Origin of the sequence: Mesorhizobium sp. LjNodule214 (assembly GCF_964252735.1) — a bacterium.
Taxonomy (GTDB): Bacteria; Pseudomonadota; Alphaproteobacteria; order Rhizobiales; family Rhizobiaceae; genus Mesorhizobium.
This window is the reverse complement of record NZ_CAXUPE020000001.1, coordinates 1,954,962-1,975,578: the sequence shown is the minus strand read 5'-3', so window position 1 is coordinate 1,975,578 and position 20,617 is coordinate 1,954,962. Positions and strand designations below refer to the sequence as shown.

At 61.8% G+C, this 20,617-nt stretch carries 16 protein-coding genes; 10 read left to right on the top strand and 6 right to left on the bottom strand.

What is annotated here, in order from left to right; translation table 11 throughout:
- Positions 1–173: 173 nt before the first annotated feature.
- From ACSQ3Z_RS09390 to apnL, 7 genes are all read left to right on the top strand, one after another.
- Positions 174–1,001, top strand: coding sequence for a phosphogluconate dehydrogenase C-terminal domain-containing protein (locus ACSQ3Z_RS09390; RefSeq protein WP_436171009.1), 828 nt, complete (start codon positions 174–176; stop codon positions 999–1,001).
- 318 nt (positions 1,002–1,319) lie between these two features.
- The gene (locus ACSQ3Z_RS09385; protein WP_436171008.1) at positions 1,320–2,261 is read left to right on the top strand and encodes a D-ribose ABC transporter substrate-binding protein; all 942 of its coding nucleotides are present in this window, start codon (positions 1,320–1,322) and stop codon (positions 2,259–2,261) included.
- A gap of 79 nt (positions 2,262–2,340) precedes the next feature.
- Positions 2,341–3,000: a DUF2291 family protein gene (locus ACSQ3Z_RS09380; protein ID WP_436171007.1), complete on the top strand. Its 660-nt coding sequence runs from the start codon at positions 2,341–2,343 to the stop codon at positions 2,998–3,000.
- Positions 2,997–4,547, top strand: coding sequence for a sugar ABC transporter ATP-binding protein (locus ACSQ3Z_RS09375; RefSeq protein WP_436171006.1), 1,551 nt, complete (start codon positions 2,997–2,999; stop codon positions 4,545–4,547). Before ACSQ3Z_RS09380 ends, ACSQ3Z_RS09375 begins: the two co-directional genes overlap by 4 nt.
- Positions 4,540–5,604 (top strand): ABC transporter permease, encoded by a 1,065-nt coding sequence (locus ACSQ3Z_RS09370; protein ID WP_436171005.1) that lies wholly within the window; start codon positions 4,540–4,542, stop codon positions 5,602–5,604. The genes ACSQ3Z_RS09375 and ACSQ3Z_RS09370 overlap by 8 nt, the downstream gene beginning before the upstream one ends.
- Positions 5,605–5,606: 2 nt before the next feature.
- On the top strand, positions 5,607–6,641 hold the full coding sequence (locus tag ACSQ3Z_RS09365) for a Gfo/Idh/MocA family protein (RefSeq protein WP_436171004.1): 1,035 nt from the start codon (positions 5,607–5,609) through the stop codon (positions 6,639–6,641).
- On the top strand, positions 6,638–8,473 hold the full coding sequence (gene apnL / locus ACSQ3Z_RS09360) for a D-apionate lactonase (RefSeq protein ID WP_436171003.1): 1,836 nt from the start codon (positions 6,638–6,640) through the stop codon (positions 8,471–8,473). The genes ACSQ3Z_RS09365 and apnL overlap by 4 nt, the downstream gene beginning before the upstream one ends.
- A gap of 10 nt (positions 8,474–8,483) precedes the next feature.
- On the opposite strand, the gene ACSQ3Z_RS09355 is transcribed toward apnL, so the two are convergent.
- Entirely contained in the window at positions 8,484–9,197 is a 714-nt protein-coding gene (locus tag ACSQ3Z_RS09355; RefSeq protein WP_436171002.1) for a transcriptional regulator NanR, read from the bottom strand.
- Positions 9,198–9,381: 184 nt separating this feature from the next.
- Between ACSQ3Z_RS09355 and oiaX the strand changes: the two genes are divergently transcribed.
- Positions 9,382–10,632, top strand: a complete 1,251-nt coding sequence (oiaX, locus tag ACSQ3Z_RS09350) for a 3-oxo-isoapionate-4-phosphate decarboxylase OiaX (RefSeq protein WP_436171001.1) — start codon at positions 9,382–9,384, stop codon at positions 10,630–10,632.
- 3 nt (positions 10,633–10,635) lie between these two features.
- Complete coding sequence (locus tag ACSQ3Z_RS09345) at positions 10,636–11,970, top strand: four-carbon acid sugar kinase family protein (RefSeq protein WP_436171000.1); 1,335 nt, start codon at positions 10,636–10,638, stop codon at positions 11,968–11,970.
- Positions 11,971–13,475: 1,505 nt separating this feature from the next.
- Here the strand turns inward: ACSQ3Z_RS09345 and ACSQ3Z_RS09340 are convergent.
- The 5 genes from ACSQ3Z_RS09340 to ACSQ3Z_RS09320 form a co-directional block, all read right to left on the bottom strand.
- Positions 13,476–13,841, bottom strand: coding sequence for a helix-turn-helix domain-containing protein (locus ACSQ3Z_RS09340; RefSeq protein ID WP_436170999.1), 366 nt, complete (start codon positions 13,839–13,841; stop codon positions 13,476–13,478).
- A 142-nt stretch (positions 13,842–13,983) separates the two neighbouring features.
- A complete protein-coding gene (locus ACSQ3Z_RS09335) occupies positions 13,984–16,425 on the bottom strand; it encodes a GcvT family protein (protein ID WP_436170998.1) in 2,442 nt (813 codons plus the stop codon).
- A 122-nt stretch (positions 16,426–16,547) separates the two neighbouring features.
- Positions 16,548–17,162: a short chain dehydrogenase gene (locus tag ACSQ3Z_RS09330; protein ID WP_436170997.1), complete on the bottom strand. Its 615-nt coding sequence runs from the start codon at positions 17,160–17,162 to the stop codon at positions 16,548–16,550.
- A gap of 22 nt (positions 17,163–17,184) precedes the next feature.
- A complete protein-coding gene (locus tag ACSQ3Z_RS09325) occupies positions 17,185–18,057 on the bottom strand; it encodes a dihydrodipicolinate synthase family protein (protein WP_436170996.1) in 873 nt (290 codons plus the stop codon).
- 17 nt (positions 18,058–18,074) lie between these two features.
- Positions 18,075–19,430 carry an NAD(P)/FAD-dependent oxidoreductase gene (locus tag ACSQ3Z_RS09320; protein WP_436170995.1) on the bottom strand — a complete coding sequence of 452 codons (1,356 nt, stop codon included), beginning with the start codon at positions 19,428–19,430 and terminating at the stop codon, positions 18,075–18,077.
- Positions 19,431–19,567: 137 nt separating this feature from the next.
- Here ACSQ3Z_RS09320 and ACSQ3Z_RS09315 point away from each other — a divergent pair, with 137 nt between their 5' ends.
- Entirely contained in the window at positions 19,568–20,476 is a 909-nt protein-coding gene (locus ACSQ3Z_RS09315; RefSeq protein ID WP_436170994.1) for a LysR substrate-binding domain-containing protein, read from the top strand.
- The last annotated feature ends 141 nt before the right edge of the window (positions 20,477–20,617 follow it).

Sequence of the window (20,617 nt, the reverse complement as noted above, 5' to 3'; positions counted from 1 at the left end):
GCCGGCCGAACCGGTAGCCGACGATGCCGATCCCGCCACGCAGGCAGGCGACCGGCCGGCATGAGGCGGCAACGAAAGCTCTGGTCAAACCACCGTGTTGTGGTAGAGTGATCATACCAGTTGATAACGTGACGATCGGCGCGGCCATCGTTGGAAATCGGGAGCATGCATAGATGACAACGATTGCGCTGTTCGGTGCCGGCGGGAAAATGGGTTACCGCCTGTCGACCAATTTTTGCGGATCGCCCTACACGATACGTCATGTCGAGGTCAGCGAGGCGGGCCGCGAGAGGCTTAAGACCGGACTGGGCTTCGATGCGATCAGCGCCGACGAGGCGCTCGACGGTGCCGATGTGGTGATCCTGGCCGTTCCCGACACGCATATCGGCAAGGTGGCGGCGAGCATCGAAAGCAAGCTAGCGCCGGGCACAATGGTGGTGGTGCTCGACGCGGCGGCCCCGTTCGCCGGCCATCTGCCGAAGCGGCCGGATCTCACCTATTTCGTCACCCATCCCTGCCATCCGCCGATCTTCAACGACGAGACCGACATGGCGGCCAAGAAGGACTTTTTTGGCGGCGTCAAAGCCAAGCAGCATTTCGTCAGCGCGCTGATGCAAGGGCCGGAGGAGCATTACGCCAAGGGCGAGGCGATCGCCCAGATCATCTGGGCCCCGGTGATGCGCTCGCACCGCGTCACCGTCGAACAGATGGCATTGCTCGAGCCCGGCCTGTCGGAAACGGTGTGCGCCTCGCTGCTGGTCGTCATGAAGGAAGCCCTCGACGAAGTCGTGGCGCGCGGTGTCGACAGGCAAGCGGCGCTCGACTTCCTGCTCGGCCACATGAACGTGCTTGGCGCCGTCATCTTCGGCGAGACCAAGGGTGTGTTCTCGGATGCCTGCAACAAGGCGATCGAATTCGGCAAGCCGGTGCTGATGCGCGACGACTGGAAGCGCGTCTTCGAGCCGGAAGAGATCGCCGCCAGCATCCAGCGCATTACCTGAGGCGGACCGCCCTGCCTTCTCCTGTGGGAGAAGGGAGAGCCGTAAACCGCTCATCGGGTACATATCACCTGAATTTGTGGTTGACTCATCATACCAGTTGGCTTTAGCTAGTAACTGGCTTGGATCGATCATGCTTCGCTAGAAAATCGAAGTTGGGACGGGTGGAGGATGGCGGGGAACGGAAGCGAAGATCGGTTCGGATGAAGCCGGCGAACGGCTTTTCAAACCCGAGCGACGCGCTGCATGCACTGCCTGACGAATTCAATGCAGACATTGGCCTCGGTCGCCCGAGGCAGAGTTTTTCAACGGGAGGACTTCATGAAACTCACTCGCAGAATGACGCTTGCGGCTTTCGCCGGCATGCTGACGCTTGGCACGGCAATGCCCGCTTACGCGGCGGATCTCATCGCCATAATCACGCCCTCGCACGACAATCCGTTCTTCAAGGCGGAGGCCGTCGGCGCCGAAGCCAAGGCCAAGGAACTCGGCTACGAGGCGCTGGTGCTGGTCCATGACGACGACGCCAACAAGCAGTCCGAACTGATCGACACGGCGATCGGCCGCGGCGCCAAGGCGATCATCCTCGACAATGCCGGCGCCGACGCCACCGTCGCTGCCGTACAGAAGGCCAAGGACGCCGGTATCCCCTCCTTCCTGATCGACCGCGAGATCAACGCCACCGGCGTCGCCGTAGCGCAGATCGTCTCCAACAACTACCAGGGCGCCCAGCTCGGCGCGCAGGAGTTCGTCAAGCTGATGGGCGAGAAGGGCAATTTCGTCGAGCTCGTCGGCAAGGAATCCGACACCAATGCCGGCATCCGCTCGAAGGGCTATCACGATGTCATCGACGACTATCCGGACCTTAAGATGGTCGCCCAGCAGTCGGCCAACTGGAGCCAGACGGAAGCCTATTCCAAGATGGAATCGATCCTCCAGGCCAACCCCGACATCAAGGGCGTGATTTCCGGCAACGACACGATGGCGATGGGCGCCTACGCAGCACTTGCCGCCGCCGGCCGCAAGGACGTCATCGTCGTCGGCTTCGACGGATCGAACGACGTGCGCGACTCCATCACGTCGGGCGGCATCAAGGCAACCGTGCTGCAGCCCGCCTTCGCGCAGGCGCAGATGGCTGTCGTGCAGGCCGACGACTTCATCAAGAACAAAAAATCTCCCGCCCAGGAAAAGCAGCTGATGGACTGCGTGCTGGTCAATGGCGACAATGCCAAGAAGCTGGAGACCTTCGCGCTCACCAACTGAGCCGGCATGACATCAATCGCAAGGGGCGGGCTTCCGGTTCGTCCCTTGCCTCCATTTTCGTGGGTGCTTCCTGACCGCCATGCCGAACAAGCTGACCTGGTTGAGCCTCGCCGTGCCAATACTAGCCGGAATGGCGGGCCTCGGGCTCACCGCCTGCAAGATCCTGCCGACGCCGTCGGCGCAAGACGGTGGCAACACGCCCGCCTTCAATCCCGACAAGATGGTCGAGGATATCTGGGCGGTGAAGGTGATCCCTTACCTGCAGCAGAAGGGCGGAGCGTTCCCCGAAGTGCACGCTTTGGCCACTGCCGATCCCGCCGCCGCCGGCGCCAAATATGGCAACCCAAAAAAGCAGGCGAATTCGCCATGGACCTTCGCGGTGCGTGTGGAGGGCAAGATCGTCGCCGCCAACACGCAGTCGCGCGCGGCGACCATCGACGTCGATGTCGACGGCGACGGCAAGGCGGACGCGCGGGTGCAGATCGGACCGGCGGTGCGCGGCACCGCGCTGCGCGACAGCCTCGACTTTGTCCAGTTCAACGACTTCACCAACCAGATCGACTTCGCCCAGTTCGGCAAAGCATTCAACACCTATGCCGACAAGACGGTGCTATCCAAGCTGCCGCGCGAAGCGCTGGAAGGCCGCAGCGCCAAGGTGCTCGGCGCCTATACGCTGGGCAGCGGCCAGGACCTGCCGCTGGTGACGCCGGCGGAGGCAGAGATCGGGCCGAAGCCATGAGCGCCGAGCGCGACGTCATCCTTAAGCTGGAGGACGTGTCAAAAGTCTATTCAGGCACCGTCGCGGTCAAGCGCGCCAATTTCGAGGTGCGCAAGGGCGCGGTCAACGTGCTGGTCGGCGAAAACGGCGCCGGCAAGTCGACGCTGATGAAGATCATCGCCGGCGTCGAACGGCCGACGGCCGGGCGCATCTTGCTGGAAGGCGAAGAGGTCTCGTTCTGGTCATCCGGCGATGCGGTGAACCGCGGCATCGGCATGGTGTTCCAGGAGCTCAACCTGTTCGGCAATTTGAGCGTCGCCGAGAACATCTTCGCCACTCGCGAAATCACCAACCGGTTCCGCAAGATCGACAGCAAGGCGCAGGAGCGCTGCGCGGCGGAATTCCTCGAACGGCTGCAGGCCGGCATCCGGCCGGACATGCTGGTCGAGGATCTGCGCATCGGCCAGCAGCAGTTGGTCGAGATCGCCAAGGCGGTCTCGCTCGACGCGCGCATCCTGATCATGGACGAGCCGACATCGGCGCTAAGCGCTGCCGAAGTCGAGATCCTGTTCAAGGTGATCGCCGACCTCAAGGCGCGCGGTGTGGCGATCGTCTACATCTCGCACCGGCTGGAGGAGCTGATCCGCATCGGCGACTACATCACCGTGCTGCGCGACGGCCGCATCACCGGCCAGGAGAGGATGAAAAACGTCGACACGCAGTGGATCGTGCGGCAGATGATCGGCTCCGACGCCAAGGATTTCGCCAAGGCCGATGGCCATCTGCCGGGCGAGGAAATATTCCGTGCCGAGGAGATCTGCCTGCCGCGCGCGACCGGTGGACTTGCCGTCGACCATGTCTCGCTGTCGCTGCGCGCCGGCGAGATCTTGGGCATTTACGGCCTGATGGGCGCCGGGCGCAGTGAACTGTTCGACTGCATCATGGGCCGCCACGCGCATTCCACCGGTTCGATCTTCATCGCCGGCAAAAAGGTGCGCGAGCGCGACACGACGCGGCGCATCCGGCGCGGCCTGGCGCTGATCCCTGAAGACCGCCAGCGTGAAGGGCTGGTGTCGATCCTTTCGGTCGCCAGCAACCTGACGCTGGCCAGCCTGTCGCGCTTCGCCCGCCTGTTCCACATCCTGGGCGCCGAGGAAAGGCAGGCGGTGACCGGCATGGTGCGCGAACTGGCGATCAAGGTCGCTGACCCGGCGCAGGAGGTCTCCTCGCTGTCGGGCGGCAACCAGCAGAAGGTGGTGATCGGCAAGGCGCTGCTCACCGGACCCAAAGTGCTCTTGATGGACGAGCCCAGCCGCGGCATCGATGTCGGCGCCAAGGCCGACGTCTTCCGCACCATGCGCAAGCTGTCCCGTGATGGGCTCGGCATCCTCTTCGCCACCTCCGACCTCGACGAGGTGATGGCTCTGTCCGACCGCATTGCGGTGATGAGCAACGGAAAACTGACCGGCATGTTTGACCGCGCCGAGGCGACGGAGGCGGCGATCATCGCCGCGTCAGCGCTTGGCCACGGACCCGCAGGGCATACGGAGAAAAACGTCCATGACTGACATTCCAGCCAAGGCGGCTGCCCCTTCCGCGTCCAGCGGCTCCGTGCTGCTGACGCTGATGAAGCTCAGGACCTTCATCGCGCTGATTGCCGTGCTAGTGTTTTTCTCGATCGCGGCGCCGAACTTCCTGTCGGCCGCCAATCTGATCCTGATGGCCAAGCACGTGGCACTAAACGCCTTCCTGGCCATGGGCATGACCTTCGTCATCATCACCGGCGGCATAGACCTGTCGGTCGGCTCGATCGTCGGCCTGTGCGGCATGGTCGCCGGCTATCTGGTGCTCAACGGCATCGACCTGCAGATCGGCTACACGATCTATTTCAACGTCGTCGAGATCGCGCTGATTACGCTTGCCGTCGGCATATTGATCGGCGCCGTCAACGGGCTGCTGATCACAAGACTCAACGTCGCGCCGTTCATCGCCACGCTCGGCGTGCTCTATGTCTCGCGCGGCCTGGCGCTGTTGTCGTCGGACGGCCGCACTTTCCCCAATCTCGTCGGCAAGCCGGAACTCGGCACCACCGGCTTCGGCTATCTAGGCGCCGGCAAGCTGCTCGGCCTACCTGTCTCGATCTGGATCCTGATCGTCGTGGCGCTGGGCGCGGCCTATCTCGCCAAATACACGCCGCTCAGCCGGCACATCTTCGCGGTCGGCGGCAATGAGCGGGCGGCGCGGATTTCGGGCGTCCGGGTCAACATGGTGAAGATGTTCGTCTACATGTTCTCCGGCTTCTGCGCGGCGATCGTCGGCCTGATCATCTCGTCCGAGCTGATGGCCTCGCATCCGGCGACAGGCGAGAGCTTCGAGCTCAACGCCATCGCCGCGGCGGTACTCGGCGGCACCTCGATGTCAGGTGGACGCGGCACAATTGGCGGCACCATCGTCGGCGCCTTCGTTATCGGCATTCTTTCGGACGGGCTGGTGATGATGGGGGTCAGCTCTTTCTGGCAGATGGTGATCAAGGGTCTCGTCATCATCGTCGCCGTGGTCGTCGACCAGGCGCAGCGCCGGCTGCAAAGCCGCGTAACGCTGATGCAGATGGCGAAGGTGGGCTGAGCATGGCGGAACTGCGCGGAGCGCTGATCGGCTGCGGCTTCTTCGCCGTCAACCAGATGCATGGCTGGCGCGACATCGAAGGCGCAGCGATCGTCGCCATCTGCGACCGCGATCCGGAGCGGCTTCAGATCGTTGGCAACCAGTTCGGCATAGCGAAGCGCTACACCGACGCGGCGGAGATGTTCGCCAGCGAAAAACTCGACTTCGTCGATATCGCCACCACCGTCGGCAGCCACCGGCCGCTGGTTGAGTTGGCCTCCGCCAACCGCGTTCCGGCGATCTGCCAAAAGCCGTTTGCGCCGACGCTCGCCGATGCCAAAGCCATGGTGCAGGCGTGCACTGAGGCCGGCGTGCCGCTGATGGTGCATGAGAACTTCCGCTGGCAGTCGCCGATCCAGGCGGTGCGCGCCGTGCTCGACGGCGGTGAGATCGGCACGCCGTTCTTTGGACGGATTTCCTTCCGCTCGGCCTATGACGTGTTTTCCGGCCAGCCTTACTTGGCGACCGGAAAGCGCTTCATCATCGAGGATCTCGGCATCCACGTAATCGACATCGCCCGCTTCCTGTTCGGCGATGTCTCAACGATCACAACGCGAACCGCGCGCATCAACCCCGCCATCGCCGGCGAGGATGTCGCGACCATGTTGATGGATCATAACTCCGGCGTCACGTCGGTGGTCGACTGCAGCTACGCGACGAAACTTGCCGTCGAGCCGTTTCCCGAAACGCTGATCGAGATCGACGGCAGTGACGGCACGATCCGGCTGGCGCAGGGTTACAAGCTCACCGTCACCGGCAAGAAAGGAACCGCCGTGAGTGACGTTTCGCCGCCGCTGTTGCCCTGGGCGTCGCGTCCCTGGCACAACATCCAGGAAAGCGTCCTCGCCATCCAGAAGCACTGGGTCGACTGCCTGGCGAAGGGGATCGAACCGGCAACCTCGGGCGCCGACAACCTCAAAACGTTCGCGCTGGTCGAGGCCGCCTATGCGGGTGCTGCGAGCCGCGAGCCCGTGCGGCTCGATACATTACTCGGATGACCGCCGACGCTTTCCTCCTCTACGGCACATCGGCGGTCGAGGCCGGATCGGTCAGGCTGAGCGCGGGCTTGCTCAGTGCCGACTTCGTCAACGGCAATCTGCGCACGATCCGCCACGACGGCACCGAAGTGCTGCGCGCCATCGCCTATATCGTGCGCGACCGCGACTGGGGCACCTACGAGCCCGAACTGACCGGCCTTGTCATCGACCAGAATGAGGAAACCTTTTTCGTCAGCTATTCGGCAAGCTGCGTTGGACCGGGCGGAAGCCGGCTCGGCTTCCGCGCCACGATCAAGGGCTCTGCGAGCGGCGAGCTGGTGTTCGACGTCAGTGCGCTCCCCGAAAGCGATTTCGAGACCAATCGCTGCGGCTTCTGCATCCTGCACCCGATCGCCGGCCTCGCCGGCAGCCCGGTAACGGTCGAACATACAGATGGCCGTATCGTGGGAACAAAACTTCCGTTGCTGATCGATCCCTGGCAGCCCTTCAAGGACATTCGCGCCATCACGCATGAGGTGCGTCCCGGCGTCAGTGCCGAATGCCGGATGGAAGGCGACATTTTCGAGATGGAAGACCAGCGCAACTGGTCGGATGCCTCCTACAAGACCTATGTGCGGCCGCTGGCGCTGCCGTGGCCCTATGTGCTGCCGGCCGGGCAACCCAATCGCCAAACGATCAGCCTGAACATCACGGGTGAAGCGAAAGCGCCGGCTGCCATCGCAGCGGGCGAGCCGGTTCGCGTCGCGCTCGGCGAGCCCGGTTCGGCGCTGCCGGATGTCGGCGTGATCATCTATCCGGATGATGTCGAGACAGCGCTTGCGAACCTTTCGATGCTGTCCGACCTCGGCCCGCAGCAGCTGATCTTCCACTACGATCCGACGCGCGGCCACGGGCTCGACGCCTTGCGCTCTTTCGCCCGGCTTGCCTTCGCCTACCCAGCCAAGACGACACTCGAATGCGTCGTTGTCGGCATGGGTGATCTCGACGCCGAGCTTTCAGGCGTCGCCGACATGGTGCTTCAGGCTGGGCTGAAACTCTCGGCCATTGCCGTCTCGCCTTCGATCGACCGGCAGTCGACGCCGCCGGGCAGCGCGTGGCCGGAATGCCCGCCGCTCGAGGATGTCTATGCGGCAGCGCGGCGCGCCTTTCCGGACATTCGCCTTGGCGGCGGCATGTTCAGCTATTTCACCGAGTTGAACCGCAAGCGCGTGCCCGCCGGCCCGCTCGATTTCATCACCCACTGCACCTGCCCGATCGTGCATGCGGCGGACGATCTCAGCGTCATGCAATCGCTGGAAGCGCTGCCTTTCATCACGCAGTCGGCGCGGGCGATCTTCGGCGCAAAGCCATACCGTATCGGCCCGTCGACGATTGCCATGCGCCAGAACCCCTATGGCGGCGCGACCAAGGACAATTTTGACGGCCAGCGCATCGCCATGGCCAATCATGACCCGCGCCATGCCGGCCAATTCACGGCGGCATGGACGATCGGCTATGCCGCGCGCGTAGCGCCGGCTGGGTTGGAAATGCTGACGCTTTCCGGTTTCGCCGGGCCGTTCGGTGTGCTGGCGGCGTCCGGGGAACCGGTCGCAGAAGGATCGCCGCGGCCGATCTTCCAGGCCATCGAGGGGCTCTGCGAACTGGCTGGCCTTGCACATGTTGCGGCAAGGACAAGCGATGAGACCAAGGTGTTGGCGCTGGCCGGCCGCAATGCTTCGGGCGAGACCATTGTGTGGTTGGCCAACCTGACAGCGGACAATGTGGCGGTCGACACTTCAGCGCTTGGCCGCAGCCAGCTTGTGATGACGCCTCACGCCATCGCGCGGATCTGAGGCGGCGAAGTCAGTTGCCGGTGTTCATCACATAGAGCGCGCGCGAGCGTTCGAGATGCTTGATCATCGCCTTCTCGGCGCCGTCGGCATCCTTCTTCTCGATGCGGCCGATGATCTCTTCATGCTCGGTCAGCGTGAACTTTTCCTTGCCGGTCCAGATCAGCATCTCGGTGTGGTATTCCTTGAGCCAGCCCAGCATCGCCTCGCTGACAGCGACGTAGATCGGGTTGCCGGAAATCGCCGCGATCTGGGTGTGGAACTTCATGTCGGCGGAGATGAAGGCCTCGGCGTCGCCGCGAAAGCCGCGCTGCTCGGCAACGGTGGCGCGCAGCCGCTGCACATCCTCGGCGGTGGCCTTCTCGGCGGCTTCCCTGACCATGCCGCGCTCGAAGAAGATGCGCGCGCTCTTCAAATGCTCCAGCGTGTCCTTCGACGACGACAGGATGATCTTGGCGGCGCCGTCGACCTGCTTGATGATCGACTTGGCGGTGAGTTGCAGCACCTTGGCACGCTCGCCATGCGAGATCGCCACCAGTCCCATATTGCTCAGCGCCTGCATCGCCTCGCGGATGGCAGGACGGCCGACCTCGAAGCGCTCCATCAATTCGCGCTCCGAGGGCATATCGTCGCCCGGCATCAATTCGCCACTGGTGATCAGCCGCTTCAGCCGCAGAAAGACTTCGTCGGAAAGCTTGCGCCGGACGATCGGTTCCGAACGGTTCATCGTCGCGAATCACTCCCTTGACCCGGCCCTATCTAACACCGCCGGCGCAATTCCCGGAATTGCTGTCCCTCGACCGAGCTGAAACGTCCAGCCGGATATTGCTTGCAATACTTATGTACTCATTATACCAGATTTCGAGCAGCGGTGAACTTTTTTCGAACGCCTCGGCCTGAGACTGCGGACCATGATAACCCTCACCTATCGCATAGAGACCTCTGGCAGCATCGAGGCGCTGGCGGCCAAAATAGCCAGCGACCAGTCGACCGGTACCTTCGTTTCGCTGCCCGGGGAGACCGAGGAGCTGAAGGCGCGGGTGGCAGCGCGGGTGCTGGCGATACGGCCCCTGCCCGATGCCGAGCGGCCATCCATTCCTGAAGCGGGCGACGGGCCGTTCAAGCGCGCCGATGTCGACATCGCCTTCCCCTTCGATGCCATCGGCACCGACCTTGCAGCGCTGATGACCATCGCCATCGGCGGCACCTATTCGATCAAAGGCCTGTCCGGCATCCGCGTCGTCGACATGAAGCTGCCGGAGCAATATCGCGGCGCGCATCCCGGACCGCAGTTCGGCGTCGCCGGCAGCCGCAGGCTGACCGGGGTAACGGATCGCCCGATCATCGGCACCATTGTTAAGCCGGCGCTGGGGCTGAGGCCGCATGAGACGGCCGCTATGGTGGGCGAGCTGATCGAGGCCGGCGTCGACTTCATCAAGGACGACGAGAAGCTGATGAACCCGGCCTATTCGCCGCTGGCCGAACGGGTGAAGGCAATCATGCCTTTGATCCTCGACCACGAGCAGAAGACCGGCAAGAAGGTGATGTATGCCTTCGGCATCTCGCATGCCGATCCGGACCAACTGATGCGCAACCATGAACTTGTGGTCGAAGCCGGCGGCAATTGCGCGGTGATCAACATCAACTCCATCGGCTTCGGCGGCATGGCTTTCTTGAGGAAGCGCTCCGGCCTGGTGCTGCATGCGCATCGCAACGGCTGGGACATCCTCACCCGCCATCCTGGGCTCGGCATGGATTTCAAGGTCTGGCAGCAGTTCTGGCGGCTGCTCGGCGTCGACCAGTTCCAGATCAACGGCATCGCCTCGAAATACTGGGAGCCGGACGACTCCTTCATCCGCTCCTTCGAGGCGGTGACGACGCCGCTCTTTTCGCCTGATGATAGCGCCCTGCCGGTGGCGGGCTCTGGCCAGTGGGGCGGGCAGGCGCCCAAAACCTATGAGCGCACCGGCCGCACGGTCGATCTGCTCTATCTCTGCGGCGGCGGCATCGTCAGCCATCCGGACGGGCCGGGCGCCGGCGTGCGCGCCGTGCAACAGGCCTGGCAAGCGGCGGTCGACGGCATTCCGCTCGAGGATTTCGCCAAGAGCCATGCGGAGCTGGCGCGCTCGATCGAGAAATTCGGCGACGGCAAGGCGGCCTGAAGCATGCAGGACCTTCTGCTCAGCTATTATGGAGACGACCTCACCGGCTCGACCGATGTGATGGAGGCGCTGGAGCTCGGCGGCGTGCCGACCGTGCTGTTCATGCGGCAGCCGGACGCGGCGCAGTTGGCGCGGTTTTCGCATTGCCGCGCCGTTGGGCTGGCCGGCACCAGCCGCAGCGAGACGCCGCAGTGGATGGACATGCATCTCAAGGATGCCTTCGGCTGGCTGAAGACGCTAAATGCCGCCATCTGCCACTACAAGGTCTGCTCGACCTTCGATTCCAGCCCGACGATCGGCAGCATCGGCCGGGCGATCGAGATCGGCCGTTCGGTGTTTACGCAGAAGAGCGTGCCGCTCGTGGTCGGCGCGCCGCAGCTCAAACGCTACACGGCCTTCGGCCATCTGTTCGCCGCCTATCGCGACCGACACTACCGCATCGACCGCCATCCGGTGATGAGCCGCCACCCGACGACGCCGATGGATGAGGCGGACCTCTTGATCCATCTATCGCGGCAGACCGCGCTTGCCTCGGGATTGCTTGACCTTGCGACGCTGGGCTCGGTCGACCGCTCGGCAGCTTTCGATCGCCTCGCCGAAGATGGCGCCGCGATCGTGCTTATCGATGTCGACAGTCCGGAAAGCCAGGCGTTCGCCGGCAAGGAGATATGGCGCACGCGCAAGCCAAGCGGTTCCTTCGTCGTCGGCTCCTCGGGCATCGAATATGCGCTGCTCACCGAATGGGCGGAGATTGGGACAGTCCGCGCGGAACCTCGCTTTCTCCCGCCGGGCGCCGCCGATCGCGTCGCTGTCGTTTCGGGCAGCTGCTCGCCGACCACGGAACGGCAGATCCGGCATGCGCTGACCGACGGATTCGACGGCATCGAAGTTGATCCCATCGAACTGGTCTCGGAGGCTTCCGAACACGCGATCGCGCGTGCGGCCGCAAGCGGCCGCACCAGCTTGCAGGCCGGGCGCAGTATCATCCTCTATACGGCGCTCGGGCCTACGGCGGATCGCGGCGCCGAGATCGACCGCCAGGATGGCGCCCGCCACAAGCTCGGCCGAGGCCTCGGCATGTTGCTTCGGCAACTGACCGAGCAGCAGGCCCTGAAGCGCGTCATCATCGCCGGCGGCGACACGTCAAGCCATGCGCTCGGACAGATGGGCGTCGATGCGCTGACGGTCAGGATGCCGCTGCCCGCCTCGCCGGGGTCACCGCTGTGCGTCGCCCATTCGCGCATCGCGGCGATCGACGGGCTGGAGGTGGCGCTGAAGGGTGGGCAGGTCGGAGCCGACCGCTATTTCTCGGCCATCCGCGACGGCCTCGGCGGTTGACAGCGCCGTTGGGCAGCCAAAACTGCTAGACTAAACCTCAGTACGGTCGCAGGTTGAATGATGACCGTTTTCGTAAAAGTCGCGCTTAGCGAGGACTAGCCGACATGAGGCGCAAAGCCGCCGCCCCTCTTGCGGCCGGCGCAGGTCAGCTACGGGTCAAGTCGGGCATATCCGGAGTGGCTTGAAAATTCACTTCGCGACAGGCCCCGAAATCGCTCTCGAACACAACCCGATTTGACCTTTATGGGAGGGGTTCGAGTCCATGGTGTGGTCAAAGAAAAAATAAATAAATAAAATCAGTAAGTTAGATGGGTATTTTTGTGGGCCTGGAGGATGTGCCGCAAACGTTGATTTTGTTGAGTTTTTCGTGTGCCAAAATCAGAAATCTTCCCGTATCGTTCCGCATGGCCTCGTGACGCATGATAGTCGATTGTAGCTAACCTCGTGTGCGAACGTTCGGAGCCGTGCGCCGATCACCGTCCTGAAGGTCAACGACTGGGCGCGCCTGTTAGGCCCCCACAGAGCCGCTACCCCCCGCCGCCGACAAACCCTGGCAGGGCTAGTGCCCGAGGTAGCCTGCTACGACATTTGCCGAACGTTCTTACTCGCGCAGGTGTGGCCTTAAGTCGCAAACTATTGGCTTCGTATAGCATGGCTTCGGGCTTCATTGATGCTGCGACCAACACCATATGGTGGTGCATAGCCTTCCAAAACGAGAGAAGCTCGCCTCGGCGGGGTCGCACCGCGGCCGTCAGCCAGCATCGACTTATGAACTAGGAGCCTGAAAACCATCATGCCTGAAAATATCAGACTGACTGCGAGAGACGTCCCCCTCATTCACCTAGGCGTCTATCAGTGCCGCTTCCCGGTGAGCGAAGACGCATCCATACCCGGCGGCTACCGTTTTTGTGCTGGGCCAACTTCGCCGGATCGCGTCTACTGCGATCACCACCACAGCATCGTGACGGCAGTCGACCCTCGTCGAGCCCGTTCGGGTCTCCGGTTGGCTCAACGACGCGCCGCGTAGGTCACGTTTGGTGTGTTGAGCCGTCCGCTCGCTGCGACGTTGCTTCGTGGTCGATGATATCGGCCCATCAAATCTCTTTTGCAATTCGGCGACCTCATGGCGCAACCGCGATCTCAAGCGAGGTTGCCGGTAGTGTCCGTTTCAAGGCAGTGGCCGAGCTAACTTCACGGCCGAGATGAGGCGCTTTTCGGACAGGGCTTTTGGGCCGCAAGCGGCCTGCCAGCTCACAGGACGAGGTCATGGTCATTCCGCTTTAGACCAGTAGCTGACCATCCAACGGATTCGCGGACTAACTGATCGACGGAGCCGAAGATCGGAGGCGAAGGCCTACAAGCTTGCGACGCCGATGAACCAAACCCCTAAAGGCCGTCTTCTCATGACGGGGGCCGGCGATCCTGGGGAACGGGAGCACCACGCTGGCGCTCGACGACGCCCGTGCTCGTCAAAGCGGGTACCAGAGCCATCCTTTCCCGCTAGACTAGCCGTGGTGGCGTTTGTCTCGGATACGCACACAAATACCAGTGATGGTGCCAACCACCGTGCTGCGGCCATTGTCGGCACGATAGTTGTCCGAACAGATGACCATGGCGATTTGGCTGAACGGCTCAGTAAAAAGACGGTGTCCCTGTCCAGCGCCCATAAATGTTTCGGCATTCAAACCCGACCAGTGGAATAGCCTAGCCAGGTTCTCGACATCTGGCCTTTGTCCCTGCGCCATAAGGATCAATGTTGAAGCGCTGACTCCTGAAAGGTCAGCGGCTTGCTTCCAGTTCAGTCTTCTATCTGACTTCTTTCGATCCAGCGCCTTCAAAAACGCCTGTGTGTTGAACTCAGATCGCGTCATCCAGTCCACTCTTTCAAACAAGGTATGAATCTGTATCGACTTTCGAGCTCAACGCACGAAGACGAGCCGTATTGGAGAAAAAGCACGCCCATGCCGACCTAGGTCTCCCGTTCGGCTATTCAACGTCGAGCAGTGGACCGCGCTACATCTTCACCCGATCCGACTTCGGATCGTACATCGGCTTCAGCGATGCTTCGGCGGCAAAGCGCTCGCCGGCGATCTCGATCTCGTAGGACGATCCCAGCACATCCGCCTCGCTTTCTCCCTGACACGGCACATAGCCCAGCCCGATCGCGCCGCCGAGATGATGGCCGTAATTGCCCGAGGTGATCGGGCCGACGATCTTGCCGTCGCGCAGGATCGCTTCGTTGTGGAAGAGCAAGGGTTGCGAGTCTTTCAGACGGAACTGGACCAGCCGGCGGTTCAATCCAGCTTCCTTCTTCTTCAGCACGGCATCGCGGCCGATGAACTCGCCCTTGGCCGTCTTCACCGCGAAGCCGAGGCCGGCCTCCAGCACATTGTCCTCATCGGTGATGTCGTGGCCGAAGTGGCGAAAGGCTTTTTCGATGCGGCAGGAATCCAGCGTGTGCAGGCCGCAGAGTTTTAACCCGACATCCGCCCCGGCATCGGCAATCTCCTCGAAGACGTGGGCTGCCTGATCGGTCGAGACATACAGCTCCCAGCCGAGTTCGCCTACATAGGTGACGCGATGGGCGCGGGCCAGGCCCATGCCGATTTCTATCTCCTGAAACGTCCCGAACGGATTGGTTTCGTTGGAGAAATCGTTGGGGCTCACCTTCTGAATCAGTTTTCGCGCATCCGGTCCCATCAGGCAAAGAACGGCTTCGGCAGCGGTGACGTCGGTGATGACGACGAATTCATCGGCCACGTGCTTGCGCAGCCAGGCGAGGTCGCGCTGCAGCGTGGCGCCAGGCACGACGAGGAAATAGGCGGTTTCGGACAGCCGCGACACGGTGAGGTCGCTCTCGATGCCGCCGCGCTGGTTGAGCATCTGCGTGTAGACGATCTTGCCCGGCGCGACGTCCATATCGTTGGCGCAAAGCCTTTGCAGCAAGTCGCAGGCGTCGCGGCCTTCGACGCGGATCTTGCCGAACGAGGTCATGTCGAACAGCCCGACGCCGTTGCGGACCGCGAGATGTTCCTCGCGCTGGTTGTCGAACCAGTTCTGGCGTTTCCAGGAATAGCGGTATTCGCGCACTTGTCCCTGACGTGCGAACCAGTTGGCACGCTCCCAGCCGGCAACCTCGCCGAACACGGCGCCGCGCGCCTTGAGATGTTCATGCAGCGGCGAACGCCTGACGTTGCGCGATGTCGCCATCTGCCGGTAGGGGAAATGGTCGGCATAGAGCAGGCCGAGCGTTTCGGAGACGCGTTCCTTCAGGTAGCGGCGGTTCTTCTGGAACGGCTGGGTGCGGCGGATGTCGACTTCCCAGAGGTCGAAAGGCGCCTCGCCATCGTTGATCCACTGCGCCAGCGCCATGCCGGCGCCGCCCGACGAAACAATGCCGATCGAATTGTAGCCGGTCGCCATCCAGTAGCCGGACAGTTCCGGCGCCTCGCCGAGATAATAGCGGTTGTCAGGCGTAAAACTCTCGGGACCGTTGAAGAACGTATGGATGCCGGCGGTCGCCAGCATCGGCATACGGTTGACGCCCATTTCGAGGATCGGCTCGAAATGCTCCATGTCCTCGGGCAACTGGTCGAAGCAGAAATCCTCGCGGATGCCGTCCATGCCCCAGGGTTTGGCCACCGGCTCGAAGGCACCGAGCATCATCTTGCCGGCGTCTTCCTTGTAGTAGGCGCACTCGTCGGGCACGCGCAGCACCGGCAGGCGGGAGAGGCCGGGGATAGGCTCGGTGACCAGGTAAAAATGCTCGCAGGCGTGCAGCGGGATGGTGACGCCGTTCTGCGCGCCGAGCTCGCGCGCCCACATGCCGGCGCAGTTGACGACGATATCGGTATCGATCGTGCCTTGCTCTTCGCCTTGCGCCCAGGACACGCCGGTAACGCGGCCATTCTTGGTGTGAACCTTGGTGACTTTCACGTTCTCGATGATGGTCGCGCTGCGCTGGCGTGCGCCCTTGGCTAGCGCCATGGCGATGTTGGCCGGGTCGCACTGGCCATCGAGCGGCAGGTGCACCGCGCCGACGACATCCGAAATGTTCAGATGTGGGTACATCTGTTTGACTTCGCTGGGCGAAATCTCGCGCACGTCGACGTCGAAGGCGCGGGCCAGCGATGCCTGCCGGTAGATTTCGTGCTTGCGCTCCTCGGTCAGCGCCACGGTGATCGAGCCGACCTGGCGCATGCCGGTGCTGACCTCGGTCTCGGCTTCCAACTTGAAGTAGAGATCGGCCGAATATTTCGCCAGCCGCGTCATGTTCTGCGAGCCGCGCAACTGGCCGATCAGGCCGGCGGCATGCCAGGTTGTGCCCGATGTCAGCTGCTTGCGTTCGAGCAGCACGATGTCGGTCCAGCCGAGCTTGGCCAGGTGATAGGCGACCGAACAGCCGGAGACGCCGCCGCCGATGATGACGGCGCGGGCTTTGGACGGAATAATCAAGCGGTCTTACTCCCGTTACCAGACCAATCTATGTCGGATAAGCCGATGCCAGTGCGGGCAACCAAAACCGGCCGCCGACACGCACTCCGGCTCGCATATCAGCCCGTTGTGCCGCATTCAGGTCAGCGATCTCGTGACCATCCAATCCTGTAAACGCATCCTGTTTGCCTGCCCTCGACACTTTTGACGTAACCAAGCACCACGTCGTTCGTCGCGACGGCCTTCGAACCCTGGAAGTAAGGGCTGTAGAGCGGAGAGGACTCCTCGAGCATAGTCGGACTCACCAGATTGATCCGACGATCTTGGCGAAGCTCAATTGCAGCACTTCGGACAAATCCCTCGAGCGCGCCATTGACCATCGCGGAGGATGTTCCGAGCGATATCGGATCGTCGTTCGTTGGACCGGAGGTCAATGTGAACGATCCTTCCTCACGAAGGAATCCAAGTCCAAGTCTGACAAGGTTCACCTGCCCCATGAGTTTGCTTTGCAAGCCGATTGCATATTGCTCGATGGTGAACTCGGCGAGCGGCGCGAAATGAACCGTGCCCGCTGTGCATATCAGGGCATCGAACTCGCCGATCTGGCTGAACATTCGACTTATGGACGAGGGATTGTCGATATCGACCTGGAAATCGCCGGTGCTTCGGCCGACAGCGATGACATCATGCCGCCTGCCGAGTTCGGCCGACACGGCCTTGCCGATCACGCCACTCGCACCAACATGAACGATCCTCACGAAGCCCTCGCCTCTCTTCGCCTTAGACGCCCAACGGTTCAAGCGAACGGCGAAGCTCCGCTTCCTGATCTGCCGATAGCTTTCTCAGTGGGCTGCGAAGATTTCCTGTTCCGTAGCCGCGCAGTTGCGCCGCTCGAAGTACTGACGGCGTATAGGGCGACCTCCAGATAAAGAGCAACGAGGGCAACATGCGCTGCCAGAGGGTTAGCGCCTGTTCGTATTCCTTGCGGTCCACCAATCTATATAGCTCGACCGCTTCAGAAGGCATGTAATTCGCACCACCCCATATGACGCCGCGTGCCCCGGCCATCAGTGCGTAGAGCGTGGTGGTGTCGCAGCCATTGAGCACCGTTCCGCTTGTCTGCAGGTATTCCTGATGGACAGTAAAGTCACCTGCGCTGTCCTTGATGTAGTTGAAATTCTTCAACTGGCTCAGGCGCTCAAACAGCTGTGGTGAAACCGAAATGCCGGTGGCCTGTGGGATGTTGTAGCCGACCAGGTCGATACCTAATTCAGCATCGATTGCTTTGTAGAAGTCGAAGATACCCTGCTCATCACTCGGACCCTCCAGGTAGGGTGGCAGTACCATCAATGCGTCGGCGCCGACGGACTCCGCGTGACGCGACCTTCTGATGACTTCGTCCATATTCAAGGCGGAGGTCTGGCAAATGACGTTGCAGCGACCAGCTATTCGCTTTGCGCCTACTTCGTAGAGGCGGTTGCACTCGGCCTCGGTAAGATAGGGGTGTTGCCCGGTCCCTGCGCCAAGCACTAGCCCGTGAACACCTGCCGCGACGTACTTCTCGATCAGATCCTCGAAAATCGAATAGTTGATCGCACCATTCTCATCGAACGGTGTTTGCATTGCCAGATTTATGCCCTTCAGGTCCGCCATGATCTCTCTCGTTTTATCTAGACTTCAGCGCCGGCCTGTCGGAAACGGACCGCGGTTACGATGCGAACGCCCATCGCTGTGACAGGCCTGGGATAGGGCTTGCTGGGACTTGCTCGCGTCTTCAGGATATCGACCACCGGCGATGATCTCCCTGACGCCAGATCGGCTACGGCCTTGCCGAAGGCAGCTCCGCGCGCGACGCCTGTTCCGTTGCAGAATGCGGCGCCGTAAACCTTCTCCGCCAACTCGCCGAAGACCATTCCGCCATTTTGCGCGAGGGTAAGAAGGCCGCCCCAGCTGGCCTCGAAGCCGATCGACGAGAGCTCCGGCCACCGCCGATCGAAGGCGATCTGCTGCTGCACCCGAGCCCTCATCACGTCCTGCGTGGTGGTCTTGAAGTCCGTCGCATAGGAATAGACGTTGCGAAGGAAAAGCCGGTTGTCGATCGTGCGACGAACCGTCGTGCCGAAGCTGTTGGCTGGAATAAGTCCGTAGGCGTTCTTGTTTCCCACCCGCGAAAGCTCACGCTCCGTGAGCTGTCGTGTCATGCTCGCAAATGTGTACAGCGGTATGGCGCGGTTGTCGAAGAAGCCAAATTTCGTCAGATAGCCTGACGCGCAGATGATGACCTTCGAAGCCCTGATTGTTCCGGTGGGCGTCTCGCAGATGTGCTTCGGCGCACCGAACTGCACCGCTACGATAGGCGTGTTTTCGTGAACGGTGACGTTGTCGGGCAGGCTTCTTGTCGCATTCTTGAGATATTTCGCAGGCTGGACCAAGACGGTGCCAGGATGATGCAAGGCTTTGATGTAGTGCTTGCTGCCGGTGATCGCCTGGATTTCGGGGGTCTCGACCCAGCTGTAGTTCTGCCCAAGCTTATCCAGCGCCTTCGAAAAGCGGTGCAGATCCTCCGCACCGTGAGCGGTGGCCGCGCTGTGGTATTTTCCCTGCGCGTCCCAGTCGCAATCGACCCCATGCTCTTCGACAGCGCTTCGGATGTAGGCGATGCCGTCCAGGTTAACGAACAGCTCTTCCTTGTTCCCCTTGATGTCTTCGACGAAATCGCGCTTCCGAGGATTGTGCGCGAGATCGATGACGAAACCCATGCACCGTCCGGATGCATTGTTCCCAATGCGGCCGGCGTCTACGAGGACAACCGAAGACTGAGGGTTGAGTTCGGCAAATCGACGGGCCGCGTGTAGCCCCATCCAGCCGCCGCCAATCACGAGGCAATCACACGCAACGTCGCCTTCTTGCGGCACCAGCGCCAACTCCGGCCCTGCCGTAGTGTACCAGCCGGACATAGTCGGTTCGGGATGAGGTGGCTGAACGACTTTGCGCTCATTGGCCATTGTTTGGTTGAACGAATTCACTGCCAACTCGCTGGGTTAAGGCGGCCGGTGACGAAGCCTTAGCTACGATCGGCGGTCGCGTTGTGTCCTGTTTGGAATAGACCGCTTGGCGGGTGTTTCGTAGACGGAAAAGATAGCGTCTGATATAGACCTGCTTCATGTCAAAGCTTCGCAGCCTGGTGCCCTCGACGCATTCGCTCTTTGTCTTCGAAGCGGCTGCCCGAACCCAAAGTTTCAAAAGCGCAGCCAGCGAGCTCAGCGTGACGCAACCGAGTGTCTCGCACTCGATCAAGATGTTCGAGAAGCATTGCGGGACCGCGCTCTTTGCCCGTGACAATCGAGGAGTGCAGCTGACGGAGGCTGGCAGGCAGCTCTACGATGAGGTGCGCACTAGCTTCCGCCGTCTGGAACAGCGACTTGAGACCATTTCCGATCGCGGAACGAAGTACGTCACTTTTGCGGCGTCGACATCCCTCGCGGCACATTGGCTTGCGCCTCAGCTCTATCATTTCCAGGACGAGCATCCGGACGTTAAGATCAAGGTGGTCGGCACCGATCGGGACATCGAGCCCGATCACGAAGTAGACGTCACCGTGTGGGTGCGGCCACGGGATTTTGATAGGGCCAACAGCTGGTTCGTATGCGACGAGATCATTTTCCCCGTCTGCTCCCCCGCATATCTTCTGGCGCACCCCGCTCCAAAGAGCGTCGATGAGCTGGTTCGACACCAGCTCATTCATTCGTCCGATGCCTTTCGCAAGCGAATGAGTTGGCCCGAATGGGTCGAGCTTGCAGGCGGAGATGCCAGCGAGACCAAACCGAACATTGTATTCAACGACTATCAGCTGGCGCTCCAGGCAGCTCTTGCAGGCGAAGGAATCTCGCTGGGATGGTCCCTGACCGCCCAACACCTGCTTAACAACCGCCTGCTGGTTCGGCCCATCGCGACTGAGATCAAGACCGACCGCGCCTTCTTCCTCTTGTCCAATGAAGATCCTGGCAAAAACAAGAGGTGCAAGGTTCTGGTGGACTGGTTCCTCGCTCAGTCGAAGGAATTGCGCCCTTAGACTAGACGGCTACCGGCCAACGCTCCCTCGGTTCTCATACCCACCTCCGCGTCGCTTTTCGGGCTGTTCTTCCCAGGTAGCGAGTGACTGCGCTGTCGACCCAGACATAAACTGAGTTTAACGCCAGCGAAACCTTTTGCG

Excerpts from the sequence above, each read along its gene's own strand:
- ACSQ3Z_RS09390 (WP_436171009.1), top strand. The coding sequence starts at position 174 with ATGACAACGATTGCGCTGTTCGGTGCCGGCGGGAAAATGGGTTACCGC.
- ACSQ3Z_RS09385 (WP_436171008.1), top strand. The coding sequence starts at position 1,320 with ATGAAACTCACTCGCAGAATGACGCTTGCGGCTTTCGCCGGCATGCTG.
- ACSQ3Z_RS09380 (WP_436171007.1), top strand. The coding sequence starts at position 2,341 with ATGCCGAACAAGCTGACCTGGTTGAGCCTCGCCGTGCCAATACTAGCC.
- ACSQ3Z_RS09375 (WP_436171006.1), top strand. The coding sequence starts at position 2,997 with ATGAGCGCCGAGCGCGACGTCATCCTTAAGCTGGAGGACGTGTCAAAA.
- ACSQ3Z_RS09370 (WP_436171005.1), top strand. The coding sequence starts at position 4,540 with ATGACTGACATTCCAGCCAAGGCGGCTGCCCCTTCCGCGTCCAGCGGC.
- ACSQ3Z_RS09365 (WP_436171004.1), top strand. The coding sequence starts at position 5,607 with ATGGCGGAACTGCGCGGAGCGCTGATCGGCTGCGGCTTCTTCGCCGTC.
- apnL (WP_436171003.1), top strand. The coding sequence starts at position 6,638 with ATGACCGCCGACGCTTTCCTCCTCTACGGCACATCGGCGGTCGAGGCC.
- ACSQ3Z_RS09355 (WP_436171002.1), bottom strand. The coding sequence starts at position 9,197 with ATGAACCGTTCGGAACCGATCGTCCGGCGCAAGCTTTCCGACGAAGTC.
- oiaX (WP_436171001.1), top strand. The coding sequence starts at position 9,382 with ATGATAACCCTCACCTATCGCATAGAGACCTCTGGCAGCATCGAGGCG.
- ACSQ3Z_RS09345 (WP_436171000.1), top strand. The coding sequence starts at position 10,636 with ATGCAGGACCTTCTGCTCAGCTATTATGGAGACGACCTCACCGGCTCG.
- ACSQ3Z_RS09340 (WP_436170999.1), bottom strand. The coding sequence starts at position 13,841 with ATGACGCGATCTGAGTTCAACACACAGGCGTTTTTGAAGGCGCTGGAT.
- ACSQ3Z_RS09325 (WP_436170996.1), bottom strand. The coding sequence starts at position 18,057 with ATGGCGGACCTGAAGGGCATAAATCTGGCAATGCAAACACCGTTCGAT.
- ACSQ3Z_RS09315 (WP_436170994.1), top strand. The coding sequence starts at position 19,568 with ATGTCAAAGCTTCGCAGCCTGGTGCCCTCGACGCATTCGCTCTTTGTC.